The 17,102-nt window shown below is 32.6% G+C and carries 13 protein-coding genes, 2 tRNA genes and 1 pseudogene; 6 read left to right on the top strand and 10 right to left on the bottom strand.

Annotated elements, in window-relative coordinates:
- The 3 genes and pseudogenes from AC4FRF_RS08440 to AC4FRF_RS08430 all read right to left on the bottom strand — a co-directional run.
- Positions 1-2,069, bottom strand: a pseudogene (locus AC4FRF_RS08440) (hypothetical protein); the annotation flags it as partial.
- A 560-nt stretch (positions 2,070-2,629) separates the two neighbouring features.
- Complete coding sequence (locus tag AC4FRF_RS08435) at positions 2,630-3,835, bottom strand: 3-oxoacyl-[acyl-carrier-protein] synthase III C-terminal domain-containing protein (protein ID WP_491159049.1); 1,206 nt, start codon at positions 3,833-3,835, stop codon at positions 2,630-2,632.
- A gap of 993 nt (positions 3,836-4,828) precedes the next feature.
- On the bottom strand, positions 4,829-7,462 hold the full coding sequence (locus AC4FRF_RS08430) for a valine--tRNA ligase (RefSeq protein WP_491159048.1): 2,634 nt from the start codon (positions 7,460-7,462) through the stop codon (positions 4,829-4,831).
- A gap of 195 nt (positions 7,463-7,657) precedes the next feature.
- On the opposite strand from AC4FRF_RS08430, the gene AC4FRF_RS08425 reads away from it, so the two are divergent.
- The gene (locus tag AC4FRF_RS08425) at positions 7,658-8,047 is read left to right on the top strand and encodes a DUF1573 domain-containing protein (protein WP_491159047.1); all 390 of its coding nucleotides are present in this window, start codon (positions 7,658-7,660) and stop codon (positions 8,045-8,047) included.
- Positions 8,048-8,094: 47 nt separating this feature from the next.
- Here the strand turns inward: AC4FRF_RS08425 and AC4FRF_RS08420 are convergent, their stop codons facing one another.
- A complete protein-coding gene (locus AC4FRF_RS08420; protein WP_491159046.1) occupies positions 8,095-9,420 on the bottom strand; it encodes an aspartyl protease family protein in 1,326 nt (441 codons plus the stop codon).
- Between the two features lie 124 nt (positions 9,421-9,544).
- Between AC4FRF_RS08420 and AC4FRF_RS08415 the strand changes: the two genes are divergently transcribed.
- From AC4FRF_RS08415 to lgt, 5 genes are all read left to right on the top strand, one after another.
- Complete coding sequence (locus AC4FRF_RS08415) at positions 9,545-10,741, top strand: pyridoxal phosphate-dependent aminotransferase (RefSeq protein WP_491159045.1); 1,197 nt, start codon at positions 9,545-9,547, stop codon at positions 10,739-10,741.
- A gap of 199 nt (positions 10,742-10,940) precedes the next feature.
- Complete coding sequence (folE, locus tag AC4FRF_RS08410; protein WP_491159044.1) at positions 10,941-11,612, top strand: GTP cyclohydrolase I FolE; 672 nt, start codon at positions 10,941-10,943, stop codon at positions 11,610-11,612.
- Positions 11,613-11,692: 80 nt separating this feature from the next.
- Positions 11,693-13,171: a cysteine--tRNA ligase gene (gene cysS, locus AC4FRF_RS08405; protein ID WP_491159043.1), complete on the top strand. Its 1,479-nt coding sequence runs from the start codon at positions 11,693-11,695 to the stop codon at positions 13,169-13,171.
- Between the two features lie 14 nt (positions 13,172-13,185).
- Entirely contained in the window at positions 13,186-13,440 is a 255-nt protein-coding gene (yidD, locus tag AC4FRF_RS08400; protein WP_491159042.1) for a membrane protein insertion efficiency factor YidD, read from the top strand.
- A gap of 65 nt (positions 13,441-13,505) precedes the next feature.
- Positions 13,506-14,435: a prolipoprotein diacylglyceryl transferase gene (gene lgt, locus AC4FRF_RS08395; protein WP_491159041.1), complete on the top strand. Its 930-nt coding sequence runs from the start codon at positions 13,506-13,508 to the stop codon at positions 14,433-14,435.
- Between the two features lie 123 nt (positions 14,436-14,558).
- Here lgt and AC4FRF_RS08390 read toward each other — a convergent pair.
- The 6 genes from AC4FRF_RS08390 to AC4FRF_RS08365 form a co-directional block, all read right to left on the bottom strand.
- Positions 14,559-14,632, bottom strand: a tRNA-Thr gene (locus tag AC4FRF_RS08390).
- Positions 14,633-14,696: 64 nt separating this feature from the next.
- Positions 14,697-14,770: transfer RNA gene (locus tag AC4FRF_RS08385), tRNA-Thr, on the bottom strand.
- 79 nt (positions 14,771-14,849) lie between these two features.
- Complete coding sequence (locus tag AC4FRF_RS08380; RefSeq protein ID WP_491159040.1) at positions 14,850-15,116, bottom strand: hypothetical protein; 267 nt, start codon at positions 15,114-15,116, stop codon at positions 14,850-14,852.
- Positions 15,117-15,172: 56 nt separating this feature from the next.
- Positions 15,173-16,138: a type I phosphomannose isomerase catalytic subunit gene (locus AC4FRF_RS08375; RefSeq protein WP_491159039.1), complete on the bottom strand. Its 966-nt coding sequence runs from the start codon at positions 16,136-16,138 to the stop codon at positions 15,173-15,175.
- Positions 16,139-16,232: 94 nt separating this feature from the next.
- The gene (locus tag AC4FRF_RS08370) at positions 16,233-16,682 is read right to left on the bottom strand and encodes a peroxiredoxin (protein WP_491159038.1); all 450 of its coding nucleotides are present in this window, start codon (positions 16,680-16,682) and stop codon (positions 16,233-16,235) included.
- Positions 16,682-17,092 (bottom strand): 6-pyruvoyl trahydropterin synthase family protein, encoded by a 411-nt coding sequence (locus tag AC4FRF_RS08365; RefSeq protein ID WP_491159037.1) that lies wholly within the window; start codon positions 17,090-17,092, stop codon positions 16,682-16,684. Before AC4FRF_RS08365 ends, AC4FRF_RS08370 begins: the two co-directional genes overlap by 1 nt.
- Between the last annotated feature and the right edge of the window lie 10 nt (positions 17,093-17,102).

Genomic DNA, 17,102 nt, shown 5'->3' with positions numbered 1-17,102 from the left:
GTACTTGATGAACCGCTCAAAGCAATTGATGTTACAGTACATGTTAATTCTTTGTCTGCTCCTGCATTTGCATTTGGTGGGGTATTATTTAAAGTAACTAAAGCCACATCGGTTGCAGTACATCCATTGGCTGGATTGGTTACGGTCAAAGTATACGTACCTGCCATATCAACTGTTGGAGTGGCAGTGTTAGCACCTGAAACAATATGTCCGCCATTGCTGGCAACCCATGCAAAAGTTGCTCCTTGAGTACTTGATGAACCGCTCAAAGCAATTGATGTTACAGTACATGTTAATTCTTTGTCTGCTCCTGCATTTGCATTTGGTGGGGTATTATTTAAAGTAACTAAAGCCACATCGGTTGCAGTACATCCATTGGCTGGATTGGTTACGGTCAAAGTATACGTACCTGCCATATCAACTGTTGGTGTTGCAGTATTAGCTCCTGAAACGATATGTCCACCATTGCTGGCAACCCATGCAAAAGTTGCTCCTTGGGTACTTGAAGAACCACTCAAAGCAATTGAAGTTACTGTACAATTCAGTATTTTGTCATCTCCAGCTGCCGCATTTGGTGGTGTTATATTTACTGTTACATCTACACTATCTGTAGCACTACAGACGGTACCTGTTTTAGTTTTAGTTACTGTATAAGTAGTATTTACTAAAGGATTTGCAATTGGATTTGCAATATTTGGATTGCTCAAGCCAGTAGTTGGCGACCAAGAATAGGTAAATCCTGCTTGTGGAGCTTCACCTATTTCTTTGCCACTTGGATTTGTGGTACAAGTTTTAGTAAAGTCGGCTCCAGCATTAGCTATTGGAATTAAATTTAAATTCAATTGAATAGGAGCTCCAGGAAAATCTTTCAACTCCGATTGAGATGAATTCCCTGAAGAACGGGTTCTAATAAACAATGTACTAATATTAAAACAAGGATCATTAGGACTTGTATTTTTAAAAACTTCTGTTAAATTAATTGCTCCCTCAGCCCATTGATTAGGTGCATAAGTTCCAGGAGTAACTCCATAGGCATCAAAGGGAACGGTAGTTGTTACACTATTATTAGTACAGAAAACATTTCCAGGAAAAGTATCATTAGGAACAACAACATATTCAAATCCACCTCCTGCTTTTGCTTTCCAGACTCTAATTACAACATTAGCATCACCTCCACCCTGAGTAAACTCAATCGTAATTAATACATCTCCTACTGTTCGACCTCCATCAGTCCCCAAACTTGAAAAAGCCCCACTACCACCTGTAATTGGAGCAATCCCTGTATTTAAATCCAGAGGACCAAATGTAGCACCAGTTATCGTTAACGGTTTTTGTAAAAATTCAAAATCAATATAGCTACTTCCGTTAGTAACCTGACGATCACCAGCAAAAAGACACCATAAATCATTTGGATTACCAGCTCTACTTGTTCCGTTAACAAACGTTAATCCATCAACACTTACCCCTCCAATCACAGAAGCACTACCATAACTAAAATGAGCTCCTGCATTTTGAATCTCATTTTTGTTAGGCGATGAACCAGGACCCCAAGTATAGGTGTTTGGATTATCATTAATTTTATTAGAAGAAGTAAAAATGGTTAAATCATTAGTATAACGATCCTGCAAAAAGAATGTAAACCCCGGATAAAGAAGTGACCCATTCGAAAAATCAAGGACTCCATTATTTACAACATCCCCAGGATACATAGGATTACCAAACTGTCTATCAAACAAATCCCCTACATTCTCATAAATAGTGCTAATAGGCTCATGTGCCCAGGCATCTCCATCAACCCCGGAACCACTAATAGGAAACTGTACCGGCACAATTCCTTTGATATTTTGTGCTTGTACCGTATAAGCCGTCATCAGAATTGCACAAAAAATTGAAAAATGAGTAAATGACTGTCGCCAAAACCCGTTCCCAAATTTCAATATGCAATCCATTAAATTTTCCTCATTATTTTTTTTAAAATTTAATAAAGAAATCGTTCTTTTTTCTAAATATTGGCATATTCTTTTAATAGAAAAAACATCTGAAAATTTAAAAAGTGTATTATTTTCCATGATACAAAGTATTTATATCCATAAGTTATATTATATGTAGGAAATAGAAAATTTGGGGAAGTATGAAAAAAACATCGCAAATATCTTCAAAGAATAATTCTATGAAGTTGTCCATCATTAGCAAGAATAATTTTGATATATAACAATACTTATCCTTTTACTAAACGAAAATCTATTAATAAAAATAGTTTTAAGTATTAATACGATACAATCAGTTAACAACAATTGTTTTCAGATTTTGGGGAAAGAAAACATGTGGGAGTTTGACCTTCATAAACGTTTATGAAGTGTGCTTTCTTAAAAAAAATCTATTGCTGGGAACAATATTGATTTTTTTCCATTTTTAAGTTAGTTTAAGAAGCGTAAAATTAAATTCAAAAAAAGCTTTTAAAAATTAGAATTAGAACATTTAAAAAATGATTTTCAACATAAGAAACTTCAAAAAACATTGAAGTGAACCTGATCAATAACCTTTAATTGTTAAAAAAAAAATCTATTTATACATTTAAAAAATTCCTATTTTAGATTGTGAAATGCTATTAAAAAAGTAAGAATTTATGTTATATTTTTTCAAACAACAATGCTGTAGCTGTAAGTCCTGGACCAAATGCCATTGCAATTACTTTGGTTCCAGATTTTATTATTGTATCCTCAACAATATTATTTAAAATATAAGGTATTGTTGCCGAAGACATATTGCCATGATTTCGCAATACTTGATAAGACCAATATGCCTGTTCATTAGAAATCCCAAGTTCACTTACAACATAATCAATAATTTTGGGACCGCCTGGATGTATGGCAAAATACATATTGGATTTTTGTTCTTCTAGATTAATTCCACATTTCTCACAAAGACTTTCTAAAAAAGATTTAATATTTTTTCGAATAAAAACAGGAACTCTCTTAGATAGTGTCATTAAAAAATTATACTCGCCTAAATCCCAAGACATGTCTTCTAATGAATCTGGAATAATAACTTCATGAGAAGCCAAAATACGTAATCCTTTTTTTTCTTGAATTGAATTATCATTCATAAATGATGATTCTTCATACAATGAATACCCTATAAAACCGTCAGCAAATAAAGAACAAATCATAGTGTTTGCAGGCGAGAATTCAGTTAAATTCAAATGAGCCGATAATAATTCGGTATGTACAACATCGGTTCTTCCATTAGTTAAACTTGCATGTATCAAACTGCTTCCGGTGCGTATTGCTGGAAATGCACCATAACACCCCATATGATATGAATGTGTTACCTGAACACTATTCCAATTTCTTTCAATTATCGCTTCTTGAGCTACACTTGGTGAAGAATAGCCTGAGCAGGTAACATGAACAAGATTTTCAGGTCTTGACTCTGTTTTTGTATAAAATTGGTCAAAAACGTAGCCCATTTTTGTTTTAAACCATTCCATTCTTACTTCAATTTTTGGTCCAAAAGATTTACCTTCACTTACTTCAAATCCTTCCGGAAAATGATAATCTAAAGGGGAGCTAACATTCATTATATCTTCAATAAAATCTCTAACTCCCTCAAAGATGATAATTTGCCTTTTATCAATACTCTCAGAAGAGACCGAATATTTATCTACATGTTCTGATACATTTTGAAAATTAACTATTTCACCCTCAATTTTATTAGATTTTTCTATGTTTTGAAAATGATAATATAAAAACTTGGTATACTGATTAAGCTTTTCCTGCTCGAATAATTTACCAACTAGAATGGGATGAAAATTGGAAATAATAATGCTTTTCATAAGCTTAAAATTTAGTTCACTATTTATGTTTTTAAATAAAAAATCATTAAAAAATAGTATTCTTATTATTTCCCTTTCCTTTAAGTTGTATAGCAATACAACAAAAGTGATTATTCTTAGTTAGCAGCACTATTTACTTACTTCATGCTTCCTACAAACACAGCACAATCAACAAATTGAGCATTTATATTTATAAAATACAACTACAGTAATAGCTGTTTCTAATACAATAAATAGCGAAATTATTTTTAACAAAAAACATTTCTAGAATTTTAAATCGAATTGTATTATTTTCTATAACCTAATGTATTTTTATTTCATAAATCATTTAGTAGAAAATTAAAAACTTGGGGAAATTAATCTGAGAAAAGAGAATAACAAAAGCAGCTTTATAGTAAATCACTACAAAGTTTAGCACCAATCAAAAGATAAATAATATCCTTATCACTAACTTAAACCTATTTTAAAAATAGTTTTAATAATTAAAAAAACGAATGGGTCAAAAGCAAGTATTTCAAAATTTGGGGAAAGAAATCTTGTAAAAACAATCTTCATAAATTTTATGAAGTAACCAATTATTTATTGCTACTCATGAAATAACAAGTCTAAATATTTTGGTGAACCAATATGCCTTTAAAAAAAATTATAATTAATCTAAAATAAAACAACATATAGGTTAAAAATGAGTTTTGGGGAAACTCTAAAAAAAATTCAAAACAATACTTTTATAAAAAAAGCACAATTAAAACAAAGAACACAAGTGTTTAACTTACATCTATTTAACAGCCTGAACATCAAAGTTAAATCTTAAAAAAAGAACCAAATGTTAAAAAAAACATAAAATAGCTTATCGGTAAATTTATACGACGAAAGACGTTTTAGTGTAAGAAATAAGATAGACATTTATTTATTAATCATTTAAATCTTATTAAAAATAAAAGCCAAAGTAAACCTAAAATCTACTTTGGCTTTGTAATAAAAAAGGTGTTTTTCTTATTTTAATCCAGCTAAACTTTGCTCAATTGTTTCAATTTTAGCTAAAGCATCAGCTTCTTTTTGTTTTTCGTTAGCAATTACCTTCTCTGGTGCACCGTTTACAAACTTTTCATTAGATAATTTAGCTTGAACCGATTTTAAGAAACCTTTAATATATGTTAACTCATCGGTCAGCTTAGCAATCTCTGCATCAACATCAATATTTCCAGAGATAGGGATAAAATATTCATTTGATTTCACACGGAAAGATAATGCTCCATCTACTTTCTCTGAAACATATTCAAAAGCTGAAATGTTTCCTAATTTAATGATAATCGAATCAAAATAAGTAGCCCATTTTTCATTATTAATCGACTTCAATTCAATGGTATCTTTAAACGGAATATTCTTGTCTTTACGAATCGTTCTAACTCCAGAAATCACTTCAATGGTATTTTCAAAATCGGCAATTAAATCTGCATTAAACGGTTTTAATTCTGGCCAAGTAGCAACTATTAAAGCCTCTTCTGCCGTTCTTTCTGCAATGTGTTGCCAAATTTCTTCAGTCAAGAAAGGCATAAATGGATGCAATAATTTCAAGTTGCTTTCTAACATTTCAATTGCTTTGTCAAAAGTAACTTTATCAATTGGCTGTTGGTATGCTGGTTTAATCATTTCTAAAAACCAAGAACAGAAATCATCCCAAACCAATTTATAAATCCCCATTAAAGCATCAGAAATTCTGTATTTCTCAAAATTATCTTCAATATCTACTAATGTTTGTTGCAATTTAGCTTCGTACCATTCAATAGCTACTTTTGATGATTCTGGCTGTGGAATCGTTTCAGAAACTTCCCAACCTTTAATCAGTTTGAAAGCATTCCAAATCTTGTTTGAAAATCCTTTTCCTTGATTACACAATTCCTCATCAAACATGATATCGTTTCCTGCAGAAGCGCTTAGTAACAATCCTACACGAACACCATCGGCACCAAATTTATCAATTAAATCTAATGGATCTGGTGAATTCCCTAATGATTTAGACATTTTTCGACGTTGTTTGTCACGTACTAAACCTGTTAAATATACATTGGTAAATGGTTTTTCTCCTGCATATTCATAACCTGCAATAATCATTCTGGCAACCCAGAAAAATAAAATATCCGGGCCTGTAACCAAATCATTGGTTGGATAATAATATTTAAAATCTTCACTTTCTGGATTCATTATTCCTCCAAAAACTGACATTGGCCACAGCCAAGAAGAAAACCAAGTATCTAAAGCGTCAACATCCTGTTTTAAGTCGGAAGTTTGAAGTTGGGAGTTAGAAGTTTTTTCCTGAGCTAATTTTAAAGCATCTTCGATGTTTTCAGCAACAACAAAATCTTCTTTTCCATCACCATAATAATAAGCTGGAATTTGTTGCCCCCACCACAACTGACGAGAAATATTCCAGTCGCGAATATTGTTCAACCAATGTGCATAAGTGTTGTTAAAACGAGCTGGATGTAATTTAATATCTCCGTCTTCTAAAACTGATTTTATAGCTGGTTTTACCAAATCCTCCATTTTTAAAAACCATTGGTCTGATAATCTTGGCTCAATTACCGCTTTTGTTCTTTCAGAAGTTCCTACTTTATTCAAATGGATTTCCGTTTTTGCTAAAGCTCCAATTGCTTCTAATTCTTTAGCAATTTCTGTACGAACTACAAAACGGTCTTTTCCCTGATAATGCAATCCAAAACTATTTAACGTAGCATCTTCATTAAAAATATCAACAATTTCAAGATTGTGTTTTTCCCCTAAGGTTTTATCGTTCATATCGTGAGCAGGAGTCACTTTTAAACATCCTGTACCGAATTCAACATCTACATACTCATCTTCGATAATTGGAATCACACGACCACAAATTGGGACAATCGCCTTTTTCCCTTTCAAATGCGTAAAACGTTCATCATTTGGGTTAATACAAATGGCAGTATCTCCAAAAATAGTTTCAGGACGTGTAGTTGCTACCGTTAAAAATTCCTCTGAACCTTCAATTTTATATTTTAAGAAAAATAATTTTCCTTGTTGTTCTTCGTAAATAACCTCTTCGTCTGACAAGGTTGTTTTAGCTTCTGGATCCCAGTTTACCATGCGATAACCGCGATAAATCAAACCTTTATTATACAAATCAACAAAAGATTTAATTACTGAAGCCGACATGTCAGGATCCATTGTAAACTTAGTACGTTCCCAATCACAAGAAGCACCTAATTTTTTAAGTTGCTCTAAAATGGTTCCTCCGTATTTATCGGTCCATTCCCAAGCGTGCTTTAAAAATTCTTCGCGTGTAAGATCATTTTTACTTATGCCTTCTTCTTTTAATTTCGCTACCACTTTTGCCTCTGTAGCAATAGATGCATGATCCGTACCTGGAACCCAACAAGCGTTGAATCCCTTTAAACGGGCTCTTCTGATTAAAACATCTTGAATCGTATTATTCAACATGTGTCCCATATGTAAAACTCCTGTTACATTGGGAGGAGGAATTACAATAGTGTAAGGTGTTCTATGGTCTGGTTCTGAGTGAAAATAATTATTCTTCATCCAGTAGTCATACCATTTTTGCTCTATTGCTTTAGCGTCAAATTGTGCAGGAATTATCATTGTATTGTTTATTTGTTTAATCTGTTATTTGTTTAATCGATTTAACGATTAAACAAACAAACTTTTCTTTTGGTCTGATTTTTGTATTTTATATCGGGAGCAAAAGTAAATAATAAAGTACACTATAAAAAGAGAAATAAAAATTTGTGTACTAATTAAAACAAAGTATATTTACCTCATATAACAACCTAAACCATGAAAAAAATTGCCACAATCCTAGCAATCTTGTTATTTAGCAGTATTGGATTTGCTCAAAAAGGAGCTAAAATAGAGTTCAAAGCTAAAAACAATACTATTGATTTTGGAACAATAAATAAACAAAATGATAATGGCATCCGCTCATTTGAATACACCAATACTGGCGATGCTCCATTAATTATTTATTCTGTCCAATCTACGACGAGCTGTACCATTTTATCCAAACAAAATGAAACGGTACAACCTGGTAAATCCAGTAAAATAGATGTGAAATACAATATGGTTCCTGGACCAATACGAAAAACAATTACAGTAGAATCCAATGCCATTAATTATGACGAAGGTCGAATTCCATTAAAAATAAAAGGTGAAGTAGTCTCCATCTAAACCTTTATCAAAAATGCTTCTTTATGCAAACAAAGAAGCTTTTTTTTTTATAAAATATTCTTTAGTTGAAATTTAAAGTTTAACATTTTCCCTTCTCTTAAAATTCTCAATGTAATCCAAATTTCATCTTCAGACCATAAATGGGCATTAACTTCTTGCAAGGAAAAATTATATGCTGGTTTTCCGTCAATAGCAACAAGAATATCTCCTGCTTGTAAACCACAGCGAGCAGCATTTGAATCTTCTCTAATAGAACCAATTTCATAAACAGGTTTTAAAACCAATCTATATTTAGAATTGCTTTTTTCTGATTGGCTATCTTCATGTAATACAACAATTGAATTATCAGGAACAGCCACTATTTGTTGTACCAATTGCAATCCTGTATTCCAAATTTCAATACCACTTTTGTTATAATAAAAAGAAGAAGAATACTGCTTATTTTTTTTCAAATACAGAGCGCTATTGGTATAATCAAAAACAACCAAAAACCGCCTTAATATTTCTCCTCCCAAAGAACCCAAACGCCCAGATTGTAAACTTATATTTTTTATAGAAGCAGCTTCTGGAAAAGCTATTATAGGAGAATTAAAGGTATAATTAGCAATAGAAAATTGCGAAATCCGAGCCCTTTTCCCTTCAATAGCTCCACTTAAACCCTGCCCCAAATAATCCTCAAAATAATTCTGGGGTACATATATTTTTTCTGAAAGATGGTCAAAAAGCCAAACTGCATCACTATTTCCTGTATCAATAAGTAGTTTTACCACAAGCTCTGTATCATCTAGCATAACCTTTGAATAGACATAGGGTTTTGATTTTTCAATCATGAGAGGCACTTTACTAAATTTTTTAGTTATATTTTGATGGTACTTTGAATTCAGCTTGTAGAAATAAACTACTTTTTTAATATAATCAATTTCAACCAAAAAATTTTTAAAAGCCGCCGAACCTATAATCCCACTTACTGGAACACCAACAAAACTGGATAGATTAAATGAAGTATCTAAGACCATATATAGCAAATGATTTTTGGACTGCATTTTACTTATTTCCAATAAATTCCCCGAAGATTTCAATCCTTCAACCGCTTCATTTCCACCTAAACCTCTAATATTTATTTTTACAACTTGGTTTAAACTTAATTCTTTGGTCTCATCTAAAGTAAATAAAATCGTTTCTTCAACACCTGTATCCAGTAAAAACAGTAGTTCAACTCCATTAACCTTAACAGGAATAAAAACTAAATTATTAATAATCTTGACCGGAATTTTAAGTCTACTGCTTTGCGTTTTTACAAATTCAAATCCTTCTTGCGAAAGGCTAGGAATCGCAAAAACAAAGAAGAAAAAAAACAGGAATATTTTTTTCATGATTTGCAGTTTATATAAAGTTAATAAAAATCCTGCTTTTATATCGTTATAATTTCAAATAGTAAAACTATCGATAGCTGAGTTCAAAAAAAAAATCGCAAATTTGCATCAAATTTTAATCAACATGCCTGAGATTTCGATACGAGGCCGAAAAATGCCTGAATCGCCAATTCGTAAATTGGCGCCATATGCTGAAATAGCAAACAAGAAAGGCCTGAAAGTATATCACTTAAATATAGGCCAACCAGATATAAAAAGTCCAGAGATAGCCATACAAGCCATTAAGAATATTAAAATGGACATAATAGAATATGGTCCATCGGCAGGATATGAAAGCTACCGAAAAAAATTAGCCCAATTTTATACCAATCAAAATGTAAGGGTTGATTACAGTGATATCATGATCACCACTGGTGGTTCTGAAGCCTTATTGTTTGCATTAGGAAGTATCATGGATCCGGGAGACGAAGTAATTATTCCTGAGCCTTTTTATGCTAATTATCATGCTTTTTCCGAAGAATCAAGTGCTACAGTAATCCCTGTAAACTCTGATTTTGAAAGTGGTTTTACTTTACCTTCAATTGAAGCTTTCGAAAAATTAATTACACCAAAGACAAAGGCTATATTAATTTGCAATCCAAGTAATCCAACAGGTAACTTGTATTCCGAATCTGAAATCCAACAATTAGGTGAATTAGTAAAAAAACACGATTTGTTTTTAATTGCTGATGAAGTCTATCGCGAATTTATTTACGATGAAAAAGACCTCCATTATTCTGTAATGAATCTAATCGGTTTAGAACAAAACGTAATCATGATTGATTCGGTTTCTAAGCGTTACAGTATGTGTGGAGCTCGTATTGGTTGTATGGTTACTAAAAACAAACAAGTGATAGCAACCGCAATGAAATTTGCGCAAGCACGTTTATGTCCGCCTACAATTGAACAAATTGCTTGTGAAGCAGCCATTGATACGCCTCAAAGCTATTTTGATGAAGTAATCAAAGAATACAAAGAGCGAAGAGATACTTTAATAACCGAATTACATAAAATTGAAGGTGTAAAAGTAACGCCGCCTAAAGCTGCATTCTATTGCATTGCCGAACTTCCAGTAGACAACACCGAAACCTTTGCACAATGGTTATTAGAAAGTTATAATCTAAATGGCGAAACCGTGATGGTAGCACCGGCAGCTGGATTTTACTCTACTCCTGGAATGGGATTAAACCAAGTTCGTATTGCTTATGTACTGAACAAAGAAGATTTAATAAAGGCAGTTAATATATTAAAAGATGCTATTGCAACATACAATGCAAGATAAAACAAGAACCTTCTTTTAAAAACACAAGACAAAGACAATAACGAATTATAAAAGTTATTGTCTTTGTGATTTTAAATAATACCACAAATAACACCTAAGAGTGCCTATTTTTTTATTAAAAGCTATAGAAAATCTTTAGTTTATATTAATTATCTTTACAGCCTTAAAAATATACACCCACTATAATAGTAGTATTTAAATGATACAAAACGAAGAAATGCACGACGAAATAGGAGACAATCATGTTGGTTCAAGTGCAAAAAATCCGATGCGAGAAGATGCTTTTGCAATCTCGGATGATGAAAAAATTGAAAAAATAAAAAAAGACGTCGAAAACATTCTACAAACTCTTGGGATGGATCTTACCGACGATAGCTTAAAAGGCACACCCAATCGTGTAGCAAAAATGTTTGTAAAAGAAATTTTTGGAGGATTAAATCCTGCTAGAAAACCAAAAGCTTCTACCTTTGACAACAACTACAAATACGGTGAAATGTTAGTTGAAAAAAACATTATTGTTTATTCTACTTGTGAACATCATTTATTACCTATTATTGGTAGAGCTCACGTAGCTTATATCTCTAATGGAACTGTAATAGGTTTATCAAAGATGAACCGTATTGTGGAATATTACTCTAAAAGACCTCAAGTTCAAGAGCGTCTTACTATGCAAATTGTTCAAGAATTACAACAAGCTTTAGGGACAGAAGATGTAGCCTGCGTTATTGACGCTAAACACCTTTGTGTAAATTCCAGAGGAATTAGCGATATTGAAAGTAGTACAGTAACTTCTGAATTTGGAGGAAAATTCAAAGATCAACAATGTAGAAGAGAATTTTTAGACTATATCAAATTAGAAACTAAATTCTAACAAACACTGTTATTTGCATAAAAACTCAGTCCTTTCTTAAAAGAAAACAAACTGAAAAACAGCTCCCAAAATTTTAAAACATGTCTATTTACAATACTCAAACACTAAAAATATACAATTCTCTTACTGGAGAAAAAGAAACATTTGTACCTATAAACGAAGGTAGCATTGGAATGTATGTTTGCGGACCAACAGTTTATAGTAATGTACATCTTGGAAACCTAAGAACCTTTATGTCATTTGATGTAATTTTTAGATATTTTATCCATTTAGGTTACAAAGTAAGATATGTTAGAAACATCACTGACGTAGGACACATTGTAGATGATGTTGATGAAGGAGAAGATAAAATTGCTAAAAAAGCGCGCTTAGAGCAATTAGAACCTATGGAAGTAGTTCAGCGTTATACGGTGGATTTTCATGAAATTCTAAAAGCATTTAACTTTTTACCTCCTAGTATTGAACCTACAGCAACAGGTCATATTATTGAACAAATTGAAATTATCAAAAAAATAATTGATTCAGGAATTGGCTACGAAGCAAATGGCTCTGTTTATTTTGATGTGGTCAAATTCAACAAAACCAATCATTACGGAAAGTTAAGTGGACGTAATATTGAAGACATGCTTGCTAACACCAGAGATCTTGATGGACAGTCAGACAAGAGAAATCCTCAAGACTTTGCTTTATGGAAAAAAGCCGAACCGCAACACATCATGCGTTGGCCTTCTCCGTGGAGTGATGGGTTTCCAGGTTGGCATTTAGAATGTACAGCTATGAGCACCAAATATCTTGGCAATCATTTTGATATTCATGGAGGCGGAATGGATTTGAAATTCCCACATCATGAATGCGAAATTGCCCAAAATGAAGCTTGTACTGGACAAACTCCAGTAAATTACTGGTTACACGCCAATATGCTTACTTTAAACGGTAAAAAAATGGCAAAATCAACAGGAAATAACATTTTACCGGGAGAAATTTTATCCGGAAAAAACAATATTCTCAGCAAAGCTTTTCCTGCTTCAGTAGCTCGTTTTTTCATGCTACAAGCACATTATAGAAGCATCCTTGATTTTTCTGATGAAGCCATAGTAGCTGCCGAAAAAGGATACAAACGACTAATGGAAGCTTTAGATTCGCTTAAGCAAATAAAAGCAAGCAACAACAGTTCACTAGATATTGCTTCATGGAAACAACTTTGTTACGACGCCATGAATGATGATTTCAACACTCCTATCCTTATTGCTCATTTATTTGAAGGAGTTCGTTACATCAACTTACTAAAAGAAAACAAAGAAACTATCAATACTGCCGATTTAGAAACACTTAGCACAACAATACAATCATTTGTTTTTGATGTTCTAGGTCTTGAAAATCAAAAAACTGCTGATAGTAGCAATGATAAATTAGAAGGCACCATAAACATGTTAATCGACATGCGCAACAAAGCACGTGCCGATAAAGATTTTGCCATGTCTGACCACATTAGAGACCAACTACTAGCATTAGGAATTCAACTTAAAGACAGTAAAGAAGGAACAAGCTTCAGCATCTAACAGGAATCCATATATTGAAAAAGTTTTCAAAAATCATCATATTCCCATTTGTCTTATTGGTTCGATTTTACCAATTAGTAATATCGCCATTAACACCTGCAACTTGCCGATTTACTCCAAGTTGTTCGGCATATATGATAGAAGCTTTAAAAACACATGGTTTATTTTACGGAGGATACCTAGGATTAAAAAGAATCCTAAGTTGCCATCCTTGGGGAAAAAGTGGTTACGACCCTGTTCCTAAAAAAAAATGCAACCAGAAACATTAACCTTTAATTAGTACTGGTTTTAGTTTAAATATTTAATTTTACAACGATATAAAAAACAAAAATACATGACACAGGCTTTAAACATCGTATGGAATCCATCCGAAGGTATTGATTTAGGCTTTTTTGTAATTAGATATTACAGCTTAATGTTTGTTGTAGCTTTTGGATTAGGCTGGTACATTATGAAAAACATTTTCGAACGCGAAAATGAATCCTTAGAGAAACTAGACTCTTTATTTGTATGGTCAGTACTAGCAACCTTAATTGGCGCTAGACTAGGACACGTTTTTTTCTACGATTGGGAATACTTTAGAAATCATTTAGCCGAAATCTTTTTACCGTTTAGATTCACACCAAAATTTGAATTTACAGGTTACCAAGGTTTAGCCAGTCATGGAGCAGCTATTTCTATCATCGTTGCCATGTATTTTTACAGTAAAAACATCTTAAAAAGACCTTTACTTTGGATTTTAGACCGCGTGGTAATTGCTGTTGCTAGTGGAGCTATTTTTGTCAGATTGGGTAATTTTTTCAATTCAGAAATAGTTGGAAAAGTAACTAATTCTCCTTTTGGTATTAAGTTTCTACACGATTATTACAGCAAAGCAGATGCTGTTAATGCCACACAAATTCCCAATCCTAAAGAAGCCTACACAGCCATAGCAACAGATCCTAAATTTGCTAATTTACTAGCTCAGGTGCCCGTAAAACATCCTACACAATTATACGAAGCATTTTGCTACGTATTTGTATTTGCCATCTTATTTTTCCTGTATTGGAAAACAGAAGCAAGAAAAAAAGCAGGATTTTTATTTGGATTATTCCTTGTGCTTTTATTCTCAGTTCGAATGGTTGTCGAATCAGTAAAAGAAAGTCAAGGTGGATTTGAAAGCGCATTAGGCCTACTTTCTACAGGACAATGGTTAAGTATTCCATTTATATTAATTGGCTTTTATTTTATATTCACAGCCGAAAAACCTTTAGAAGAAATATAATTACACCATACTCTTTATATACAAATGCTGTCTAAATTAGACGGCATTTTTTATATAAAAACCCATAAACAAAAACCTTATAAAAACAAAAAACCACCTAATAAAAATTAGATGGTTATTTTGAGCCGATAGAGGGACTCGAACCCACGACCTGCTGATTACAAATCAGCTGCTCTAGCCAGCTGAGCTACATCGGCAATAATATTTTGGTAATTGAAAACTCAATAAAAAACCACCTAAAAAATTAGATGGTTTCTTTTGAGCCGATAGAGGGACTCGAACCCACGACCTGCTGATTACAAATCAGCTGCTCTAGCCAGCTGAGCTACATCGGCGTCATTATTACGAGTGCAAATATACATCTGAATTTTAATTTTCCAAAGTAAATTTGCACTTTTTTTCTCTTTTTACAGACTACAATTCGTTGATTTTAGCAATCAATTGATTTGCAGTTTGTTCCAATTCTGCATTGATTTGTTTAAAGTGAGCTTTTTTGTTTTCTACATTCTTAGCATTCACTTTTGCGATTAAATTATCAAAAGCAGCAATAGCTTCATCAATTAAATTATTCGTTTCATCAGTAGGTTTTCCTGTAGTTGAAAGTTCAAACAAGTAAACTGCTTCAATAATATCTCCTAAAACGTAGTTGATGTCTTTTTTTAAATTCTTAACGTTTGCCATTTTTATTTAATTTTAATTTGCGTCTGCAAAAGTACACATAAACTTTTTATTAGTCACTATGAAATGTAAATTTCTAAAAGAGAAGCTTTTCCATTCAAAGTAAAACTAGTAATCGCTGCCGGAATCAAAACTGTATCTCCTTTTTTATAACTGAATTTTTCACCATTATAATCCAAATCAAACGCTCCTTCCACACACATATAAACGGTAAAAGAACTTCCGTTTTTTCGCACTGATAATGCGCCATCTAAAGGAACAAAGTTAGTTGTAAAATAAGGACAGTCAACAACTGAATTAGATTGATTAATTGTTTTAGTATACTGCTTATAAGTATCAACTTTATCATAATTAATAGCATCTAAAGCCAAGTCAATATGCAATTCTCTTCCGTTTCCTTGCGCATCTACCCTATCAAAATCATAAATACGATATGTAATATCAGATGTTTGTTGGATTTCAGCAACCACTAAACCTGCTCCAATAGCATGAACCGTACCTGTTTCAAGAAAAAAAACATCACCTGCTTTTACTTTAACATCATCAAGAATAGAAAGCAAGGTTTTATTTTTCAAATTAGACACATATTCTTCAGCATTTGACTTTTCTTTGAAACCAACAATGATACGCGCATCTTCATCGGCCTGCATAATATACCACATCTCGGTTTTTCCAAAAGAATTATGACGTTCTTTAGCCAATGCATCATTAGGATGTACCTGAATCGACAAATCTTCACGAGCGTCTAAATATTTAAACAATAATGGAAATTGTTTTCCAAATTGCTCATAAACCGCTGTCCCCAGGATTTCATTTGGCGCTTCATCAATTAATTGTGTTAAAGAAATCCCTTTAAATTCACCATTTGCAACAATACTCACATCTCCTTCTACAGTAGACAGCTCCCAACTCTCTCCTACAGTTGATGATTCGATTGATTTTCCTAAAACAGTTTTTAATTTTTCTCCTCCCCAAATTCTTTCTTTCAAAATGGGCACAAATTGCAACGGATAGACATTCTTCATTTTTAATTTATTTTTAGTGTAGTGTTTATTTATAAAAGACAAATATAACTTAGCTTAGCACTGAACACAAGTACATTCTATCCAATCTTAGCTGTTATTTTATCATTTTGGATATCATTTTAGAAACATGCTTCTTTCCTAGCATACTATCAAAAACCTCTTGAATTACTCCATACTTATCCACAAGATAGGTCACCCGACCGGGAAGCAAACCAAATATTTTTGAAGGAACACCAAAAAGCTCACGTATTGATTTATCTGTATCGGATAACAAAATAAAGGGCAAATGGTATTTTTGAGCAAACTCTTGATGTGATTGCACACTATCCGAACTAATTCCAATGACCTCAACTCCTAAGTTTAAAAAATCGGAATAATGATCTCTAAAACCACAAGCTTGAGCAGTACATTGTGGCGTATCATCTTTGGGATAAAAATAAATAATTACAGCTTTTTGACCAATTATGGATTGACTATCAAAAACATTTCCAATAGCATCCTTAGCTGTAAATTCTGGAACAACATCTCCTACTTTTAATCCCATTACAATCCTTTATAAGTTACAAAATTTCGAGGTGTTTCATAAAGCACTACCTCTAAATCAAACTTAGATTCTATACGTTTTCTGAGTTTGTTCCATATAAGCACAACAATATTCTCAGCAGTTGGATTTAGATGCTCAAATTCTGGCACATCTAAATTTAGATTTTTATGATCAAATGCCTCTTCTACCTCTTCTTTTATAATATCTGCCAAAACCTTAGCATCCATTACAAAACCAGTTTCTGGATTAATAGCCCCGGTAACGCTTGCTATTAATTCATAATTATGACCATGAAAATTAGGATTATTACATTTGCCAAAAACAGCATTATTTTGTTCAAAAGACCAATCTTTGCGATACAAGCGATGTGCTGCATTAAAATGAGCTTTTCTACTTATTGTTACTCTCATAATCCAATTT

It is taken from the genome of Flavobacterium sp. ST-158 (assembly GCF_058309975.1).
This window is presented reverse-complemented; position numbering and strand designations above follow the sequence as displayed.

Bases quoted from the DNA above. Each gene is read 5' to 3' on its own strand.
- AC4FRF_RS08435 (WP_491159049.1), bottom strand. From the start codon at position 3,835: ATGAAAAGCATTATTATTTCCAATTTTCATCCCATTCTAGTTGGTAAA.
- AC4FRF_RS08430 (WP_491159048.1), bottom strand. From the start codon at position 7,462: ATGATAATTCCTGCACAATTTGACGCTAAAGCAATAGAGCAAAAATGG.
- AC4FRF_RS08425 (WP_491159047.1), top strand. From the start codon at position 7,658: ATGAAAAAAATTGCCACAATCCTAGCAATCTTGTTATTTAGCAGTATT.
- AC4FRF_RS08420 (WP_491159046.1), bottom strand. From the start codon at position 9,420: ATGAAAAAAATATTCCTGTTTTTTTTCTTCTTTGTTTTTGCGATTCCT.
- AC4FRF_RS08415 (WP_491159045.1), top strand. From the start codon at position 9,545: ATGCCTGAGATTTCGATACGAGGCCGAAAAATGCCTGAATCGCCAATT.
- folE (WP_491159044.1), top strand. From the start codon at position 10,941: ATGATACAAAACGAAGAAATGCACGACGAAATAGGAGACAATCATGTT.
- cysS (WP_491159043.1), top strand. From the start codon at position 11,693: ATGTCTATTTACAATACTCAAACACTAAAAATATACAATTCTCTTACT.
- lgt (WP_491159041.1), top strand. From the start codon at position 13,506: ATGACACAGGCTTTAAACATCGTATGGAATCCATCCGAAGGTATTGAT.
- AC4FRF_RS08380 (WP_491159040.1), bottom strand. From the start codon at position 15,116: ATGGCAAACGTTAAGAATTTAAAAAAAGACATCAACTACGTTTTAGGA.
- AC4FRF_RS08375 (WP_491159039.1), bottom strand. From the start codon at position 16,138: ATGAAGAATGTCTATCCGTTGCAATTTGTGCCCATTTTGAAAGAAAGA.
- AC4FRF_RS08370 (WP_491159038.1), bottom strand. From the start codon at position 16,682: ATGGGATTAAAAGTAGGAGATGTTGTTCCAGAATTTACAGCTAAGGAT.
- AC4FRF_RS08365 (WP_491159037.1), bottom strand. From the start codon at position 17,092: ATGAGAGTAACAATAAGTAGAAAAGCTCATTTTAATGCAGCACATCGC.